The sequence below is a fragment of the Flavobacterium sp. LC2016-13 genome (assembly GCF_009707955.1).
Lineage (GTDB): Bacteria > Bacteroidota > Bacteroidia > Flavobacteriales > Flavobacteriaceae > Flavobacterium.
Map to the genome: position 1 here is coordinate 134,548 of NZ_WMDQ01000005.1, position 17,189 is coordinate 151,736.

Sequence of the window (17,189 nt, forward strand, 5' to 3'; positions counted from 1 at the left end):
TTGCACTAATTAGCACGAATTTTTATTTTTCATAACTAACTTTAATTTTTGGAAATTGGTGTAATTCGTGGCAACTTTTTTTAAATTATTCCCCCAATAATTCCATCAATTCCAAAGCTCTTTTGGTCGATTTTACATTCTCAAAAGTCAATAAAAGTCGTAAACCGTTTGGCGTTTGTTTTTCTTTCATTTGACAAAGTGAACTATATTTTTGTACAAACTGTAAAACCTTTCTAAATTTTGAAGATTGATAATAATCAGATTGTTGATCTGAAACGAAATAGCCAATCATTTTGCCTTTTTTCATCACCAGTTTTTCAATTCCTATATTTGTAGCAATCCATTTGATGCGAATACTATTCATCAATGCATTGGCACGCGGAGGCATTGGACCAAAACGGTCAATTAATTTGTTTTGGAAGATAACTAATTCTGCTTCATTCTTTACAGAACCTAACTCGTTGTACAAACTCAAACGCTCAGTAACATTGTTGATATATTCATCAGAAAATAACAATTCAAAATCAGTATCGATTTGTAAATCTTTTACGTATTCTTTGGTTTCAATATCGTTTTCTTCCGGATATAAATCTTTGAATTCATTTTCTTTTAATTCTTCGATGGCTTCGTTCATGATTTTTTGGTACGTATCAAAACCAATTTCATTAATGAAACCGCTTTGTTCACCACCTAATAAATCTCCTGCACCACGAATTTCAAGATCTTTCATGGCGATATTAAAACCGCTTCCCAGTTCACTGAATTGTTCCAAAGCCTGAATACGCTTTCTCGCATCTTCGGTCATTGACGAATACGGCGGACAGATGAAATAACAAAATGCTTTCTTATTGCTTCGCCCTACACGCCCGCGCATTTGGTGCAAATCTGATAATCCAAAATTATTCGCATTATTGATGAAAATCGTGTTGGCATTTGGAACGTCCAACCCACTTTCGATAATTGTTGTCGCTACCAAAACATCAAAATCTCCGTTCATAAAACCTAACATCAAATCCTCGAGTTTGGCGCCGTCCATTTGTCCGTGACCAATTCCGACTCTTGCATTTGGAACCAAACGCTGAATCATTCCTGCAACTTCTTTTATATTTTCGATTCGGTTATTGATGAAGAAAACCTGTCCGTTTCGCTGAATTTCATACGAAATGGCATCACGAATAATTTCTTCATTAAACCCAACAACATTTGTTTCTATTGGATAACGGTTTGGCGGAGGCGTTGTAATTACGGATAAATCACGCGCTGCCATTAACGAAAACTGAAGCGTTCTCGGAATTGGTGTTGCTGTTAATGTCAGCGTATCAACATTTGCAGCAATGGTTTTTAATTTATCTTTTACGTTAACTCCAAATTTTTGTTCCTCATCAACAATCAATAAACCTAAGTCTTTAAAAACTACATTTTTGTTTACCAATTGATGCGTTCCAATTACGATATCAAGTTTTCCTTCTGCTAAATCTTTTAAAGTTTGTGCTTTTTGTTTTGCAGTTCTAAATCGGTTTAAATAACCAACAGAAACAGGCATATCTTTTAGTCTTTCAGTAAAAGTTCTGTAATGTTGGTACGCCAAAATCGTAGTCGGAACCAAAACAGCAACTTGTTTGCTATTGTCTACGGCTTTGAAAGCGGCACGAATCGCAACTTCTGTTTTTCCAAAACCAACGTCACCACAAACCAAACGATCCATTGGGCGATCGCTTTCCATATCGGCTTTTACTTCTGCCGTCGATTTGGTTTGATCAGGCGTATCTTCATAAATAAACGAACTTTCTAATTCGTTTTGCAAATAACTATCTGGCGCAAATTGAAAACCTTTTTCTAAACGGCGTTTTGCATACAATTGAATCAAATTGAATGCAATATGTTTGACACGCGCTTTGGTTTTTTGTTTTAAAATTTTCCAGGCGTTCGATCCTAATTTATAGATTTTCGGCGGAGTTCCGTCTTTTCCGTTGTATTTGGAAATTTTATGAAGCGAGTGAATGCTTACATACACAATATCATTATCAGCATAAACCAGTTTTATGGCTTCCTGCGTTTTTCCTTCCACCTGAATTTTCTGTAAACCGCCAAACTTTCCAATTCCGTGATCGATATGCGTTACATAATCGCCAACAGAAAGTGCCGTTAATTCTTTAAGCGTAATATTCTGTTTTTTCGAATATCCATTTTTGATATTGAATTTATGATAACGCTCAAAAATCTGGTGATCTGTATAAGCTGTTATTTGATTTTCTTCGTCAATAAAACCCTGGTATAAAGGCAATACAATGGTATTATATTGCTTTCTGATATTTTCAGAATTGGCTTCATCTAAAGATTCAAAAATATCATGAAAACGTTTCGCCTGCGTTTCATTCGAACAGAACAAATAATTCTTGTATCCGTTAAAATGATTGTCACTCAGATTATTCAGCAATAAATCAAATTGTTTATTGAAAGAGGGTTGAGGCTGAATATGAAATTCGAATTTTTTAGTCGTTTTGAAAATTGGTTTTGAAGTCAATTCGACAATCGAAAAATCTAAAGCGCGTTTTATAAAGGATCTCTGGTTTAAAAATAACTGCTCTGGTTCGGCGTGTTTTATTTCTCCTGAAAGTTTTTGGAAAGCTTCTTCAGCTCTTGCAAATTGTTTGTCTAATTGACTAAAAAGTCCATCAGTATTTTGAATAAATAGTACTGTTTTTTCGGCAATATAATCTAAGAAACTTTCGCGGTTTTCCTGAAATATCTTGTTTTCGACATTCGGGATAATCGTGATTTTTTTATGCGTTTCTACAGATAATTGCGTTTCTACATCAAAGCTTCTGATGCTGTCTACTTCATTTCCAAAAAATTCAATTCTATACGGATGATCGTTTGAAAAAGAGAATACATCGACGATTCCTCCACGAACCGAAAATTCACCGGGCTCTGTAATAAAATCAACTCTTTTAAATTCGTATTCAAACAAAACTTCGTTGATAAAATCAATCGAAATTTTATCGTTTAAAGCTACTTTTAAAGTGTTTTTGTCTAATTGTTGGCGTGTCACAACCTTCTCAAAAAGAGCTTCAGGATACGTAACAATTATGGCTGGTTTTTTTCGGGAATTAATTCTGTTTAAAACCTCAGCACGAAGTAAAACATTGGCATTATCTGTTTCATCAACCTGATACGGACGACGAAATGAAGCGGGATAAAACAAAACATCCTGTTCGCCAATCATTTGTTCGAGATCGTTCAGGTAATACGCAGCCTCTTCTTTATTGTCTAAAACAACTAAAAAAGGGAGTTCGGTTTTCTTAAAAACAGATCGAATTACAAATGAAACTGCTGATCCTAACAATCCGTTAAGATGCATTTTTATTTGATTTCCTTCCAGCAAATTTGTTGCAATCTGCTGCGTTTTTGGCAGATTGTCGTAGATTGTATATAAGGCGTTTTTACTCAATTCTAGGTTTATTTTGATCGATTGGCGGTGCCGAATTCGGGATCGCTCTTGTTGTATCTAACATTTTTAGGAAATCAGCTTCTCCTTCTTCTTTCGGAATCTTGGCTTTTTCGACAATTTTGTCCATTTGTCTTTGTAAAGACACGAGTTCCTTATTAATGTCCCCAATTAAAAAAGTAACTTTTTCATCCGGAATTTGATTCAAATGAATATACAAATCCATCATTTTGACTTTGGTTATCAAAATTGAAATTCGGGCTTTTATTTGTGGCTGATTGAATTGCGTTGGAATATTACTATTTAACGCCATTGCTTTTTTTGAAATTGCTGCTGATTTTTTTTGAAATGCACCAATTGTTTTTCTCGGTTTTTCTCCAATTTCTTTTAGAAAATCACGCCATTCTGTCCAGGCTCTTACATTTTGCTCTGAAACTTCATTGATTGGCTCATCAATAAAAATCCATGCTTTATTAATATTATCGAAGATTTTCTCTTTCTTTTTCGCTTCTTTTTTGTTTTCAGCAAGACGTTTTTCATTTTCATTTTGACATGAATTCAGCACAAAAATCAAAAGCAGAAAAAGAGATATTTTATATTTCATTTGGTAAAACATTAAGCTACAAAGTTACAAAGTAAATTTACAATTCCGAATTCTGATTTTCATTACAAAACGTAAAATTTAACGACTATTTAATAGCCACGAATTCACGAATTTTATTGATTTATTAATCAATCAGGAAAAAGAAAATTCGTGAATTCGTGGCTAATGTACCTCAGCAGGTTCAGCGAATAATCCAAAAAACAAACTTCATTGTTATTAATTTTATAATTTAGTGCTGCAAAAAATAAAATTATTTGCGAAAACGTTATATTTGCAATACTAAAATCTACATAAATGAATCCAAAAATATTGATCATTGGCGCTTGCGGTCAGATTGGGACAGAGTTGACTCAAAAACTGCGTAAGTTATACGGAACAGAAAATGTAATTGCTTCTGATATTCGAAAATTAAATACTGATGTTGTTAATTCAGGACCTTTTGAAGTGGTCAATGCTTTAGATTTTAATCAAATTGAACATCTTGTTGAAGTACATCAAATCACGGATATTTATCTGATGGCGGCTCTTTTATCAGCTACAGCTGAAAAAAATCCGGCTTTTGCATGGGATTTAAATATGAATTCTCTTTTTCATGTTTTGAATTTAGCGAAAGCAAAAAAAATTAAAAAGATTTTCTGGCCTTCAAGTATTGCCGTTTTTGGACCAACAACTCCAAAAGAAAATACGCCTCAATACACCATTATGGAACCTTCTACGGTTTACGGAATCAGTAAACAAGCCGGTGAAAGATGGTGCGAATACTATCATAATATTTATGGTGTTGATATTCGCAGTATTCGTTATCCTGGTTTAATCAGTTGGTCAACTCCTCCGGGCGGCGGAACTACAGATTATGCTGTTGATATTTTCTATAAGGCTATTGCCGATAAAAAATACGAATGCTTTTTATCTTCAGAAACTAAAATGCCAATGATGTATATGGATGATGCAATTGAAGCAACTATAAACATTATGCAGGCTCCTGCTGAAGATATTAAAATTCATTCTTCTTATAATTTAGCGGCTATGAGTTTTACTCCTACTGAAATTGCTGCTGAAATTAAAAAACATATTCCTGAATTTACGATTACTTATAATCCTGATTTCCGCCAGAAAATTGCGGATAGCTGGCCGGCAAGTATCGATGATGCATCTGCCAGAAAAGACTGGGGATGGAATCATAAATTCGATTTAGAATCGATGACAAAAGATATGCTGGAGCATTTGAGCTAATCTGAATATACGTAATATTAAACGTGCTATTTTAAAAGAAATACTTTTAGAATAGCACGTTTTTTTTATGAAAATATTTTAGATACCGTTTTGACGGTTACATAATTTTCTTACTTTTGAGCAATCAGAATAATTTTAAATTTATCTAAAATCATCAATCAAATCACAACAAAAACGTTAATCAAATGACAAATTCTTATCATCCTCTCGAACAAAGCAAAAGAACTGCTATTGTCGATATTCTTCGTGGTTGGGCTATATTAGGCGTTGCCATTGGCAATTATTCCGGCTTTCAACTCATCGGTATACCACACGAAATCAAGAATAGTATTTTATCAGACATACTATCTAATTTTGATCAGTATTTTTTAGCTGGAAAATCCTGGACTTTATTAACCATTTTATTTGGCTATGGCTTTGCCATTTTAATTAACAATGTCGCTGCAAAAGGCAAAAACCCTGTTACTTTTTTTAGCTGGCGAATGCTATTGCTTTTTGGTTTGGCTTTTATTGATTCGTCTTTTTGGTTTGGCGACATCTTAAAAGATTATGCGTTTTTAGGACTTATATTGTTGTTATTTTATAAAAGTTCAGCAAGAACCTTAGCTATTACTTGTGCTATTCTTATTCTTGCCACTCCTTTTATAATGGCTTATATCAAAGGCCTGAATATAGAAAGAATAGCGATTACCACAGATCCTGAATATTTAAAATTATATCATTCGGGAAACTGGCTGGACTTCTTTAAATTTAATCTCGTAGCTTCTTTTTATCAGCAAATTATTGTTCCCGGTTACGCCATTACGGCACATATTGTAATGCTTGCTTGTATGCTTTTTGGGGTTTTGCTGCAAAAAATAAATTTTTTCAATCGTTTAAACGAAATGAAAAAACTTTTAATCTATGTACTTATAAGCAGCTTTTTTATTTCTGTTATGATGGGTATTGGTTTTTATTTTGCCATTGAAAATAAAGCTGGCTTTCTTAAATTCTTTCATCCTTATTTCTGGTTTATTTTAAGCACAATGATTTTTGTTGCAACCGGCATTTGTTTATTATATAACAACGGCAAGCTTAAAACGATATTCAACTATTTTAGTGCCGGAGGAAAAATGACACTAACCAATTATATGATTCAAAATATTTTAGGTGCATTTATCTTCTCCGGAATTGGTTTAGGAATTGCGGATACTATGCCGTATTGGTTTTACTTTTCGTTAGCGGTTTTTATCTTTATTGTTCAATTATTTATAAGTAAATGGTGGCTTTCAAAATACAATTATGGCCCTGTTGAATGGTTATGGAGAGTTTTAAGTTACAGAAAGATGTTTCCTTTAAAAAAGACGATACAAAACAATATTGTAACTGATATAAAACCTGTTTTATAGATTTATTACTAAATAGAAAAGCCCTTAAAAAATTAATTTTAAGGGCTTTTTTTATTTTATAAGGTAAATTATTTCACTTCAAAAACATTATTTGCTGGTTTTACATCAGCCATTAATCCGCTTGGATCAATTGTGATTTTTTTGATTGCTGTTTTGTTCTTGTCAATTGTAAAACTGTAGTTTGACATTGCCCAAGCCCAATCTTCTACAACTGTTCTTTTTTCGTTTGAATTTGGATTCGGTTTAATGAAATTCATCATTCTTAACGGAATGTAGAAGTTTTCAGAAGTTCCGTCTGTATAATCCACTTTTAAATCGATTGGCATTGGCATTCTTCCAATTCTTTCTAAAGAAATTGTTGTTTTTCCTGCATTGTCAGCGACATCTTTAATTCCGTAATCAATTGTATTAGCAGTTTGTGCCCAGTCAATTAAATACCAATCTAGCTCTGCTCCGGAAACTCTTTCTGCAGTTCTTTTGATGTCGTTTGGAGTTGGATGTTTGAATTTAAAATCGTTGAAATATCTTTTTAAAGTGGCATCCAGATTTTCTTTTCCAATTACATATTCTAATTGTGCTAAGAAAATGCATCCTTTTACATAAGATGAAATACTATAAGGACGATTTTCATCATAACGATCTCCGTGTGTTGTTTGAGGCTGTTCTTTTCCAGAATTAACTAAACTGTAATATGCTGCGTAAGTTCCTTTAAACGGATTTGCTTCTTTTTTATCTCCTTTTAATTCATTCAAAGCACTGTCTTCGATGTAAGTTGTAAAACCTTCGTCCATCCAAGGATGTTTTGATTCGTTTGAAGCTAAAATATGCTGAAACCAAGAGTGTCCTAATTCGTGAGTTGCAGTTCCTAGAATTCCTTCAAGAGTTCCGTTTCCTAACATCAAAGTACACATTGCGTATTCCATTCCGCCATCTCCACCCTGAATAAATGAATATTGTTTATACGGATATGCTCCAACTCTATGGTTGTAATAATCCATCACTTTTACCATTAATGGCTCTAACTGTTTCCAGTTTGCAGTTGTTTTTTCATTGTTTTTGTAGAAGAAATGCAAATCAACATCATTTGGTCCTTTTACAATATCGTGTGTATATTCTTTATCTGCTGCCCAAGTAAAATCGTGCACGTTTGGCGCAATAAAATGCCAGGTTAATGTTTTTGCTTTTTTTGGATAAACTACTGTTGTACCGGCATCTTCGTAACCGTGACCAATTGTATTTTTGTCTTGTAAATATCCTGAACCTCCAAGAGTGTATTCTTTATCAATCGTAATTTTTACATCAAAATTACCCCAAACACCGTGAAATTCTCTCGCGATGTACGGATCTGCGTGCCATCCTTCGAAATCAAATTCGGCTAATTTTGGGTACCATTGTGACATTGATAATTCAACTCCTTCAGAATTATTTCTTCCTGAACGACGTACCTGAACCGGAACTTGTCCGTCAAAATCTAATGTAAAAGTCGATTTAGAATTTGGTAAAATTGGTTTAACCAAAGTAATTTCTAAAATTGTTCCTGAAGTTCTGGTTTGAGCCGTTACGCCGTCTTGCTTAAAATCAGAAATTTTCAAAAATCCAATTTCATTTGGTTTCAAAGTTTCAATTCGGCTTTGTTTTACTTCTTTCCCATCAGCTCCTTTTATTTTATTTACCATTCTTCCGTCAGGATCTTTGATGAAATGCAAACGAGCATCCATTTCACTTCCCGGCTGAAAAGCATTTGGAAATAAGTGATAAAACACTTTTCTTAAAGTATCAGGAGAATTATTGGTATAAACCAATTCTTGTTTCCCTTTGTATTGATAGTTTTTCACATCCATCGAAACCTCCATTTTATAATCGGCATGTTGTTGCCAATACGGAGCACTTTGTGCAAAAGCTGAGTTTAAACCAAAACTCAAAAAAGAAAGTAGAATAATTTTACGCATGTTGGTATAAATAAAAATGGAAGAGTTTCCACTCTTCCATTGGATTAGTACTTTATGTTTTTTATTTCTTAGACATTTTTTCAGCCATTAATAAAGCATTATAAGCGTTTACTATTTTTGCTGTTTTTGATGATTCTGCAGAAGAAACTGCTACAGGCTCTTTATTAGGATCTTCACTTTCTCCTAAAACTACCTTTGCAGGAAGCGCAACTCCAGAATCCATTAAAATTTGTTTTACCTGAGATGCTTTCAATTTTGGATAGTATGAACGAATTAATGCTGCAACACCTGCCGCATTTGGAGACGCCATTGAAGTTCCCTGCAAATATTTGTATTTATTGTTTGGAACTGTTGCGTAAATTTCTTCACCCGGAGCAAAAACGTCTACATTTATTTTACCGAAGTTTGAAAATCCTGCTACAACTGTTTCTCCGTATTGTTTATTTATTGCACCAATTGTAATCACGTTATCAGCAAATTCTTTGATGTTATCCTGAGAATCGTTTGGATAATTGATGTTTTTTGTTTCGTCGATATTATAACCGTCGTTACCAGCCGCGTGAACAATTAAAACATCTTTTTTCGCTGCATATTTTATGGCATCATAAACCCATTGTTTGTGCGGAGAAAAGCTTTTTCCGAAACTTCCGTTGATTACTTTTGCTCCATTATCAACTGCATAACGAATTGCTAATGCAATATCTTTATCATATTCATCTCCATCAGGAACAGCTCTTACGGTTAATATTTCAACATTATTTGTAATTCCGTCTCCACCTAAATTATTTCCACGAACTTGTGCAATAATTCCGGCAACGTGAGTTCCGTGCAATGCTTTTTCTTTATCAGGACCAAAAACAATATTGTTTCCGTAATAATTGTTTTTTATATCATCAGGATTATCTCCAACTACTTTTCTTCCGTCAAATTCTTTGTTTAAATTGTAATTTAACTGATCGTAAACTTGCTCTCTGTAATCTTCTAATTCTGCTTCTGGATCAAATTTTGAACCTGCATTGGTAAAAATCTGAGTCATGATCATTTTATCTCTTGTCACTTTTGGATCTGTAGAGGTAATGGTGCTTAAATCTTCAATTTTATAAGTTGTTTTATTTAGCTCTTTTTTGATTGTATTGTGAACATTCAATAAAAAATCAACTTGTTCTTTGTCTTTTAATGCTTTCTCGTATTTCTCATTATATTGCGCTAAAGCATTTTTATATTCTGCAGAACCGTCATCTTTTTTCTTAATGATTCGGGTCATTTCAAGATTTTCTGCTACAGCATTTCCAAGGAAATTCCATCCGTGAACATCATCAATAAAACCGTTTTTATCGTCATCAATTCCATTACCAGCAATTTCTTTAGGATTTGTCCAGATCATTCCTTTCAAATCTTCATGCTCGATATCAACACCAGAATCTACAATTCCAACAATTACTTTTTGACCTGTTTTTCCTTGTAGCAATTCAGCGTAAGCCTTATCAACGCTCATTCCCGGAATAGAATCTTTAATTAAATCAAGATGACTCCATCTTTTTAGATCATTCTCAGAAAGTGGGGCTTTTTTGACAACAGCCAAAGGAGCTATAATTAATTCTTTTGAAGTTGAAACTTGTGCTTGCATAGTAGCACTGCAACCTGCTAAAACAAGTAATGCAAAAGCAGATAATTTGAGAGGTTTTATATGACTCATGTATCTATATTATAAATGTAAAAGTTAAAAGATGGGTCTAAATTATACTTTTTTGTTATAATATACCAACCATTAACAGTCAATTATGATTATCCACATAAAGTTCTTATTAAAAAAACCGAGTTAAAAACTCGGTTTAATAATTAAATTCATCATCTAATTTGGATAATATCTTATGAGATATGCATCTTCCGCAGTTTCCTGATAAACAATTCTTGGAACTGGTCGGCCAATTCCACCATTAATTTCTTTCAATTGTTTAGACTCAAGTGCTACTACATCTAATCCATTTGCATTTTCAATAAAATCTTCTAAATTCATAATAATTAATTTTTATTTTCACCTACTCATTAGCTTTTCGGCTTCCGCTATTTTGCTAATATATAAAACAATACCTATATTACTATTGTAAATAGTATATTATTTCTTACAAATTATTATTTTGTTAAATATTACTTATATAACCAAACTAAATTTTAAAACGAAAATGGGATTTTCGTTTTAAAATTCTTTACAAAATATCTTCACAAGTAAAAACCTCTTTCAATCTCACACCTTTTTCAGTATGTTCAACCGTTATAATTTGGTTGTGTGCATCGTGCTCTAAAAACAAATAATAATTATGATCTGCTGCGGCATTTAAGAATTTTGCTTTCTCCGGCATTGTTAATAAAGGTCTTGTGTCATAACCCATAACATATGGCAACGGAATATGTCCGGCAGTTGCCAATAAATCGGCACAAAAAATTATGGTTTTGTCTTTATATTGAATATGTGGAATCATTTGTTTTTCGGTATGGCCGTCAACGTAAAAAATATCAAATCCTAATTCTTTTGATGCTCCAAAATCTCCCTCCGGTCTATCAATAAAATTCAATTGCCCGCTTTCCTGCATTGGCAAAATATTCTCTGAGAGAAAAGAAGCTTTTTCACGAGGGTTGGGTTTTGTTGCCCATTCCCAATGATTTTCGTTACTCCAATATTTGGCATTTTTAAACGCTGGTTCGTATCCTGTTTTATCAGAATTCCATTGTACACTTCCTCCACAATGATCAAAATGCAAATGTGTCATAAAAACATCGGTAATATCATCTCGGTGAAAACCATACTTTGCCAATGATTTATCTATAGAATGTGATCCCCAAAGTGAATAATATCCAAAAAACTTTTCTGATTGTTTATCTCCCATTCCGGTATCAATCAGAATTAATCGGTTTTGATCTTCAATAAGCAAGCAACGTGCTGCAATATCAATTAAATTATTGGCATCTGCCGGATTGGTTTTGTTCCAAATTGTTTTTGGCACAACGCCAAACATAGCGCCTCCATCTAATTTAAAATTTCCTGATTCTATTGGATAAAGTTTCATTTGTATAAATTTCTAATGTTGAAACAAAGCTAGGAAATTGGATTTCCTTATACTAAAATTTTCCATTTAAAAAACTTTCAACTCTTTATTATTAAACTAAAAAGCCTCGTTTTACGCAACGTCAAAGTTGGTTTTAAAGTTTCATTTTTGGCTCGCTATCTTCTGAGAGATTAAAGGTTTATTTCTTAAAATAAATATTATCTATTTTAACATTTGTTATAATAATGTGAACCGTTATGGAAAAAGGTTTTTAAGTCGTATCTTTGCAGATAATTTAATTTCAACATTGAAATACAGCGTTTTAAAATGTAATAATTTCATTACTATTTTTTTAATGTGAATGAAATGGAAGAAAAACTAAATACCATAAACAATGATAAAAGTTTCTGATACAGCCAAAAAGAAAATCATCGATTTGATGAGTGATGATGGTTTTGATGCAGCACATGACTACGTACGTGTGGGCGTGAAAAGTGGCGGATGCTCTGGTTTGTCATATGATTTAAAATTTGACAAAACGAAAGGCGACGACGATAAAATATTTGTAGACAACGACATAACAATTGCAGTTGAAAAAAAATCATTTCTATACCTAGCCGGAACAATTTTAGAATTCTCTGGCGGATTAAACGGAAAAGGTTTTGTTTTTAATAATCCAAATGCAAGCAGAACTTGTGGTTGCGGAGAATCATTCTCTCTATAAATAATAAATGATTGCAAAATTTAAAGATTTAAAAATTACAGAAACATTCTTAAAATTTAAATCTTTGAATTTTTTAAATCTTTCAACATAAAAAAAATGTCAAAATATACAGAAGACGATTTAAAAATCGAACTCGAAACTAAAGAATATGAATACGGATTCTATACTGATATTGAATCTGAGACGTTTCCTATTGGTTTAAACGAAGATATCGTTAGAGCTATTTCTCTTAAAAAGGGAGAGCCGGAATGGATGACCGATTGGCGTATAGAAGCTTTTCGTGCATGGAAAGAAATGATTGAACCGGAATGGGCAAATGTTCATTATCAAAAACCGGATTTTCAGGCTATTTCTTATTATTCTGCTCCTAAACAAGTAGATCCTAACAAAACTTTAGATGATGTAGATCCTGAACTTTTAGAGATGTACAAAAAGTTAGGTATCTCTGTTGATGAACAAAAAATGATGAACAATGTCGCTATGGATATTGTTGTCGATTCTGTTTCTGTGGCTACTACTTTCAAAAAAACATTGGGAGAAAAAGGAATTATTTTCTGCCCGATTTCTGAAGCTATAAAAGAACACCCGGAATTAGTTCGTAAATATTTAGGAACTGTTGTACCTCAAAAAGACAACTTCTACGCAGCATTAAACTCAGCAGTTTTCTCTGACGGAAGTTTCTGTTATATTCCAAAAGGCGTTCGTTGCCCAATGGAACTTTCAACTTACTTTAGAATCAATCAGGCAGGAACAGGTCAATTCGAAAGAACTCTTGTTATTGCAGATGAAGGAAGTTATGTTTCTTATCTTGAAGGATGTACTGCTCCAAGTCGTGACGAAAATCAATTACACGCTGCTGTTGTTGAATTAATCGCTTTGGATGATGCAGAAATTAAATATTCTACCGTTCAAAACTGGTTCCCTGGAAACAAAGAAGGAAAAGGTGGAGTTTATAACTTCGTAACTAAAAGAGGTTTATGCGAAACAAACGCTAAAATTTCTTGGACACAAGTTGAAACTGGTTCAGCTGTGACCTGGAAATATCCTTCTTGCGTACTTAAAGGAGATAATTCAGTAGGAGAATTTTATTCAATTGCTGTTACTAATAATCATCAACAAGCTGATACCGGAACTAAAATGATCCATTTAGGTAAAAACACTAAATCGACTATTATTTCTAAAGGTATATCTGCTGGAAAATCACAAAATAGTTACCGTGGATTAGTGCAAATTAGCCCAAGAGCTGAAAATGCAAGGAACTTTTCTCAATGTGATTCTCTTTTAATGGGGAATAATTGTGGTGCACATACTTTTCCTTATATCGAAAGTAAAAATCCATCGGCTAAAATAGAACACGAAGCAACTACAAGTAAAATTGGAGAAGATCAGGTATTTTATTGCAACCAAAGAGGTATTCCGACTGAAAAAGCGATTGCCTTAATTGTGAACGGTTTCAGTAAAGATGTATTGAACAAACTACCAATGGAATTTGCGGTTGAAGCGCAAAAATTATTAGAGATTTCTTTAGAAGGTTCTGTAGGATAATTACAAGATGGAAGGAAAAAAAGTAATCATTTTAGGTTCATCAAGAAAAAACGGAAACACAACAAAAATTGTGGACGAAATTTCTAAAGAACACGGAATAGAGGTGATTAATTTAAGTGATTTTAATATTTCTTATTATGATTACGAAAGCAAAAACAGAGAAGACGATTTTTTCCCTTTAATAAAAGGAATCATCGAAAATTACGACACTTTAATTTTTGCAACGCCTGTATATTGGTATAATATGAGTGGAATCCTGAAGGTTTTCTTTGATCGTTTTTCGGATTTAATCCGAATTGAAAAAGAAACCGGACGAAAACTTAGAGGAAAGAAAATTGGCGTGATATCAAATTCACACGATAATGAGATCGAAGAAAGTTTTTACATTCCGTTCAAAAAAACAGCCGATTATTTAGGCATGGAATATTTAGGACACGCGCATTTTAATGCCAACATCTTAAACCAAACAACAAAAATAGAATTGACATTTATATAAAATAAAAAAAAACAATGTTATCAATAAAAAACCTTCACGCCTCAATTGGTGATAAAGAAATCCTGAAAGGAATTAATATAGAAGTTAAAGCTGGCGAAGTACACGCTATCATGGGACCAAACGGTTCTGGAAAAAGTACACTTTCGGCTGTAATCGCTGGAAACGAAAATTATGAAGTTACTGATGGAGAAGTTTTTCTTGACGGAGAAGATCTTGCTGATTTAGCTCCTGAAGAAAGAGCGCATAAAGGTGTTTTTCTTTCTTTTCAATATCCTGTAGAAATTCCTGGAGTAAGTGTAACAAACTTCATGAAAACAGCGATCAACGAAACTCGTAAAGCAAATGGTCAGGAAGAAATGCCTGCAAACGAAATGCTAAAAGTAATTCGTGAGAAATCTGAATTGTTAGAAATCGATCGTAAATTTTTATCTCGTTCTTTAAACGAAGGTTTTTCCGGAGGAGAGAAAAAAAGAAATGAAATTTTTCAAATGGCAATGTTAGAGCCAAAATTAGCAATCCTTGATGAAACGGATTCTGGTCTTGATATCGATGCTTTAAGAATCGTTGCTAATGGTGTAAACAAATTAAAAAGCGAGAAAAACGCAATTATAGTAATCACGCACTACCAACGTTTGTTAGATTATATCGTTCCGGATTTCGTTCACGTTCTTTACAACGGAAGAATCGTAAAATCTGGCGGAAAAGAATTAGCTTACGAGTTAGAAGAAAAAGGATACGACTGGATTAAAGCGGAGAATTAGTCAGTCATAAAGTCGAAAGTCAAAAGTCATAAAGTCGAAAATACAATATGAGTAAATTCAAATCTTTTGAGGAAATAAATTCTTGGCAAAAATCTCGAATCTTCAATAAAAAAATATATTTGATTACTGAAAATTCTAATTTTAAAAAAGACTTTGATTTTGTTAGACAAATAAGACGTGCATCACTTTCTATATCGTCAAATATAGCCGAAGGCTTTGAAAGAAATACTGATAAAGAGTTTGTTTACTTTTTATATGTTGCCAAAGCATCCGCAGGAGAAGTTAGATCTCAATTATATTTAGCTTTTGATTTAGAATACATTATAAAAGAAGAATTTGAAATGCTTTTAGAATCGATAACAGAAATATCGAAATTATTAAGCGGTTTCATTAAATATTTGAGCCCAAAGTCATAAAGTCGAAAGTCATAAAGTCTCAACCTTTATGCTTTAAATTTTTAACCTTTTGGCAAAAACAGTCGGCAATCCTAAGTCTTTCGACTTTCGACTTTCGACTTTAAGACTAAACAAAAAAATGGATTTAAAAGAAAAATTAGTATCGTCTTTTATGGCTTTTGAAGAGCGTGTTGATGTACATTCAGATTTACACGACATACGTACAAACGCCTTAAAGAACTTCGAAAATAAAGGTTTCCCAACCAAAAAAGAAGAAGCTTGGAAATATACATCGTTAAACGCCATCTTAAAAAATGACTTTACGGTTTTTCCAAAGCAGGAAAATGCAATTGAATTTAATCAGGTAAAAAAATACTTTTTACACGAAATCGACACTTATAAATTAGTGTTTATCGATGGCGTTTTTAGTTCGCATTTGTCTTCTACAACACATGACGGAATTGATGTTTGCTTAATGTCATCGGCATTGACCAAACCAAAATATAAAATGATTATTGATACGTATTTCAATCAAATCGCAAGTAAAGATGATAGTTTGACTTCATTAAATACTGCATTTGCAAGTGAAGGCGCTTTCATTAATATTCCGAAGAAAAAAGTAGCTGATAAACCAATTGAGATTATGTATTTCTCAACTGGAAATGAAACTGCATTAATGGTTCAGCCAAGAAATTTGGTTATTGTGGGTGAAAATTCACATGTTCAAATTATCGAGCGTCACCAAAGTTTGAACGAAAATCCGGTTTTAACCAATTCCGTTACGGAAATTTTTGCTCAAAAACGTGCTATTGTTGATTATTATAAAATTCAAAACGATAATAGCGAAGCGAATTTAGTTGACAATACTTATGTTTCTCAACAACAGGAAAGTCACGCTTATGTTCATACATTCTCGTTTGGAGGAAATCTAACGCGTAACAACTTAAACTTTTATCACTTTGGTGAAAGATTAACAAGTACGCTTAACGGAATCTCAATTCTAAACGACAAACAACACGTTGATCATTATACTTTGGTAAACCATGCGCAGCCAAACTGTGAGAGTTTCCAGGATTATAAAGGAATTTTTTCTGATCGCTCAACAGGAGTTTTCAACGGAAAAATTCTAGTAAACAAAGAAGCTCAAAAAACAAATGCTTTCCAAAAAAGCAACAACATTTTATTGAGTGACAAAGCAACTATCAATGCAAAACCACAATTAGAGATTTTTGCTGACGACGTAAAATGTTCTCACGGTTGTACTGTTGGGCAACTAGATGAAACTGCAATGTTCTACATGCAATCTCGTGGAATCCCGAAAAAAGAAGCAAAAGCTTTATTGATGTACGCATTCTCAAATGCCGTTATCGAAAGCATCAAAATACCAGAATTAAAACAAAGAATTACTAAAATCATTGCCATGAAATTAGGCGTGAATTTAGGATTTGATTTGTAAAAAATTCTATTTAATAAAAATGAAAACCGATAAGCTTTAAAAAGTTTATCGGTTTTTTTATTTGCTACTCCTGTCCTGCAAGGTTTCCAAAACCTTGTAGGTATTATGTTTATGTTTCTATACCTACAAGGTTTTGGAAACCTTGC

At 33.0% G+C, this 17,189-nt stretch carries 14 protein-coding genes; 8 read left to right on the forward strand and 6 right to left on the reverse strand.

Going from position 1 to position 17,189, the window contains the following annotated elements:
* Positions 1-85: 85 nt before the first annotated feature.
* A complete protein-coding gene (gene mfd / locus GKZ86_RS12215) occupies positions 86-3,451 on the reverse strand; it encodes a transcription-repair coupling factor (RefSeq protein ID WP_154783396.1) in 3,366 nt (1,121 codons plus the stop codon).
* The gene (locus tag GKZ86_RS12220) at positions 3,444-4,052 is read right to left on the reverse strand and encodes a hypothetical protein (RefSeq protein ID WP_154783397.1); all 609 of its coding nucleotides are present in this window, start codon (positions 4,050-4,052) and stop codon (positions 3,444-3,446) included. The genes mfd and GKZ86_RS12220 overlap by 8 nt, the downstream gene beginning before the upstream one ends.
* A 294-nt stretch (positions 4,053-4,346) precedes the next feature.
* Here GKZ86_RS12220 and GKZ86_RS12225 point away from each other — a divergent pair, with 294 nt between their 5' ends.
* Positions 4,347-5,285, forward strand: coding sequence for an L-threonine 3-dehydrogenase (locus tag GKZ86_RS12225; protein WP_154783398.1), 939 nt, complete (start codon positions 4,347-4,349; stop codon positions 5,283-5,285).
* A gap of 185 nt (positions 5,286-5,470) precedes the next feature.
* The gene (locus GKZ86_RS12230; RefSeq protein ID WP_154783399.1) at positions 5,471-6,673 is read left to right on the forward strand and encodes a DUF418 domain-containing protein; all 1,203 of its coding nucleotides are present in this window, start codon (positions 5,471-5,473) and stop codon (positions 6,671-6,673) included.
* Between the two features lie 68 nt (positions 6,674-6,741).
* On the opposite strand, the gene GKZ86_RS12235 is transcribed toward GKZ86_RS12230, so the two are convergent.
* From GKZ86_RS12235 to GKZ86_RS12250, 4 genes are all read right to left on the reverse strand, one after another.
* A complete protein-coding gene (locus tag GKZ86_RS12235) occupies positions 6,742-8,622 on the reverse strand; it encodes a M1 family metallopeptidase (RefSeq protein ID WP_154783400.1) in 1,881 nt (626 codons plus the stop codon).
* Positions 8,623-8,683: 61 nt separating this feature from the next.
* Positions 8,684-10,318, reverse strand: coding sequence for a S8 family peptidase (locus GKZ86_RS12240; protein ID WP_154783401.1), 1,635 nt, complete (start codon positions 10,316-10,318; stop codon positions 8,684-8,686).
* Between the two features lie 156 nt (positions 10,319-10,474).
* Positions 10,475-10,639 (reverse strand): hypothetical protein, encoded by a 165-nt coding sequence (locus GKZ86_RS12245; RefSeq protein ID WP_154783402.1) that lies wholly within the window; start codon positions 10,637-10,639, stop codon positions 10,475-10,477.
* A 190-nt stretch (positions 10,640-10,829) separates the two neighbouring features.
* The gene (locus GKZ86_RS12250; protein WP_154783403.1) at positions 10,830-11,687 is read right to left on the reverse strand and encodes an MBL fold metallo-hydrolase; all 858 of its coding nucleotides are present in this window, start codon (positions 11,685-11,687) and stop codon (positions 10,830-10,832) included.
* Between the two features lie 373 nt (positions 11,688-12,060).
* Here GKZ86_RS12250 and GKZ86_RS12255 point away from each other — a divergent pair, with 373 nt between their 5' ends.
* The 6 genes from GKZ86_RS12255 (at position 12,061) to sufD (ending at position 17,043) form a co-directional block, all read left to right on the forward strand.
* The gene (locus tag GKZ86_RS12255) at positions 12,061-12,390 is read left to right on the forward strand and encodes an iron-sulfur cluster assembly accessory protein (RefSeq protein ID WP_035686721.1); all 330 of its coding nucleotides are present in this window, start codon (positions 12,061-12,063) and stop codon (positions 12,388-12,390) included.
* Positions 12,391-12,486: 96 nt separating this feature from the next.
* Entirely contained in the window at positions 12,487-13,935 is a 1,449-nt protein-coding gene (sufB, locus tag GKZ86_RS12260) for a Fe-S cluster assembly protein SufB (protein WP_154783404.1), read from the forward strand.
* A 7-nt stretch (positions 13,936-13,942) separates the two neighbouring features.
* A complete protein-coding gene (locus GKZ86_RS12265) occupies positions 13,943-14,431 on the forward strand; it encodes a flavodoxin family protein (protein WP_154783405.1) in 489 nt (162 codons plus the stop codon).
* A 14-nt stretch (positions 14,432-14,445) separates the two neighbouring features.
* A complete protein-coding gene (gene sufC / locus GKZ86_RS12270) occupies positions 14,446-15,192 on the forward strand; it encodes a Fe-S cluster assembly ATPase SufC (protein WP_017494567.1) in 747 nt (248 codons plus the stop codon).
* A gap of 47 nt (positions 15,193-15,239) precedes the next feature.
* Positions 15,240-15,608, forward strand: coding sequence for a four helix bundle protein (locus GKZ86_RS25240; RefSeq protein WP_194632431.1), 369 nt, complete (start codon positions 15,240-15,242; stop codon positions 15,606-15,608).
* 118 nt (positions 15,609-15,726) lie between these two features.
* Positions 15,727-17,043, forward strand: a complete 1,317-nt coding sequence (sufD, locus tag GKZ86_RS12275) for a Fe-S cluster assembly protein SufD (protein WP_154783591.1) — start codon at positions 15,727-15,729, stop codon at positions 17,041-17,043.
* Positions 17,044-17,189 lie beyond the last annotated feature (146 nt).

Excerpts from the sequence above, each read along its gene's own strand:
- GKZ86_RS12240 (WP_154783401.1), bottom strand. The coding sequence starts at position 10,318 with ATGAGTCATATAAAACCTCTCAAATTATCTGCTTTTGCATTACTTGTT.
- GKZ86_RS12250 (WP_154783403.1), bottom strand. The coding sequence starts at position 11,687 with ATGAAACTTTATCCAATAGAATCAGGAAATTTTAAATTAGATGGAGGC.
- GKZ86_RS25240 (WP_194632431.1), top strand. The coding sequence starts at position 15,240 with ATGAGTAAATTCAAATCTTTTGAGGAAATAAATTCTTGGCAAAAATCT.
- GKZ86_RS12235 (WP_154783400.1), bottom strand. The coding sequence starts at position 8,622 with ATGCGTAAAATTATTCTACTTTCTTTTTTGAGTTTTGGTTTAAACTCA.
- GKZ86_RS12255 (WP_035686721.1), top strand. The coding sequence starts at position 12,061 with ATGATAAAAGTTTCTGATACAGCCAAAAAGAAAATCATCGATTTGATG.
- GKZ86_RS12225 (WP_154783398.1), top strand. The coding sequence starts at position 4,347 with ATGAATCCAAAAATATTGATCATTGGCGCTTGCGGTCAGATTGGGACA.
- GKZ86_RS12265 (WP_154783405.1), top strand. The coding sequence starts at position 13,943 with ATGGAAGGAAAAAAAGTAATCATTTTAGGTTCATCAAGAAAAAACGGA.
- sufC (WP_017494567.1), top strand. The coding sequence starts at position 14,446 with ATGTTATCAATAAAAAACCTTCACGCCTCAATTGGTGATAAAGAAATC.
- sufD (WP_154783591.1), top strand. The coding sequence starts at position 15,727 with ATGGATTTAAAAGAAAAATTAGTATCGTCTTTTATGGCTTTTGAAGAG.
- GKZ86_RS12220 (WP_154783397.1), bottom strand. The coding sequence starts at position 4,052 with ATGAAATATAAAATATCTCTTTTTCTGCTTTTGATTTTTGTGCTGAAT.
- GKZ86_RS12245 (WP_154783402.1), bottom strand. The coding sequence starts at position 10,639 with ATGAATTTAGAAGATTTTATTGAAAATGCAAATGGATTAGATGTAGTA.
- GKZ86_RS12230 (WP_154783399.1), top strand. The coding sequence starts at position 5,471 with ATGACAAATTCTTATCATCCTCTCGAACAAAGCAAAAGAACTGCTATT.
- sufB (WP_154783404.1), top strand. The coding sequence starts at position 12,487 with ATGTCAAAATATACAGAAGACGATTTAAAAATCGAACTCGAAACTAAA.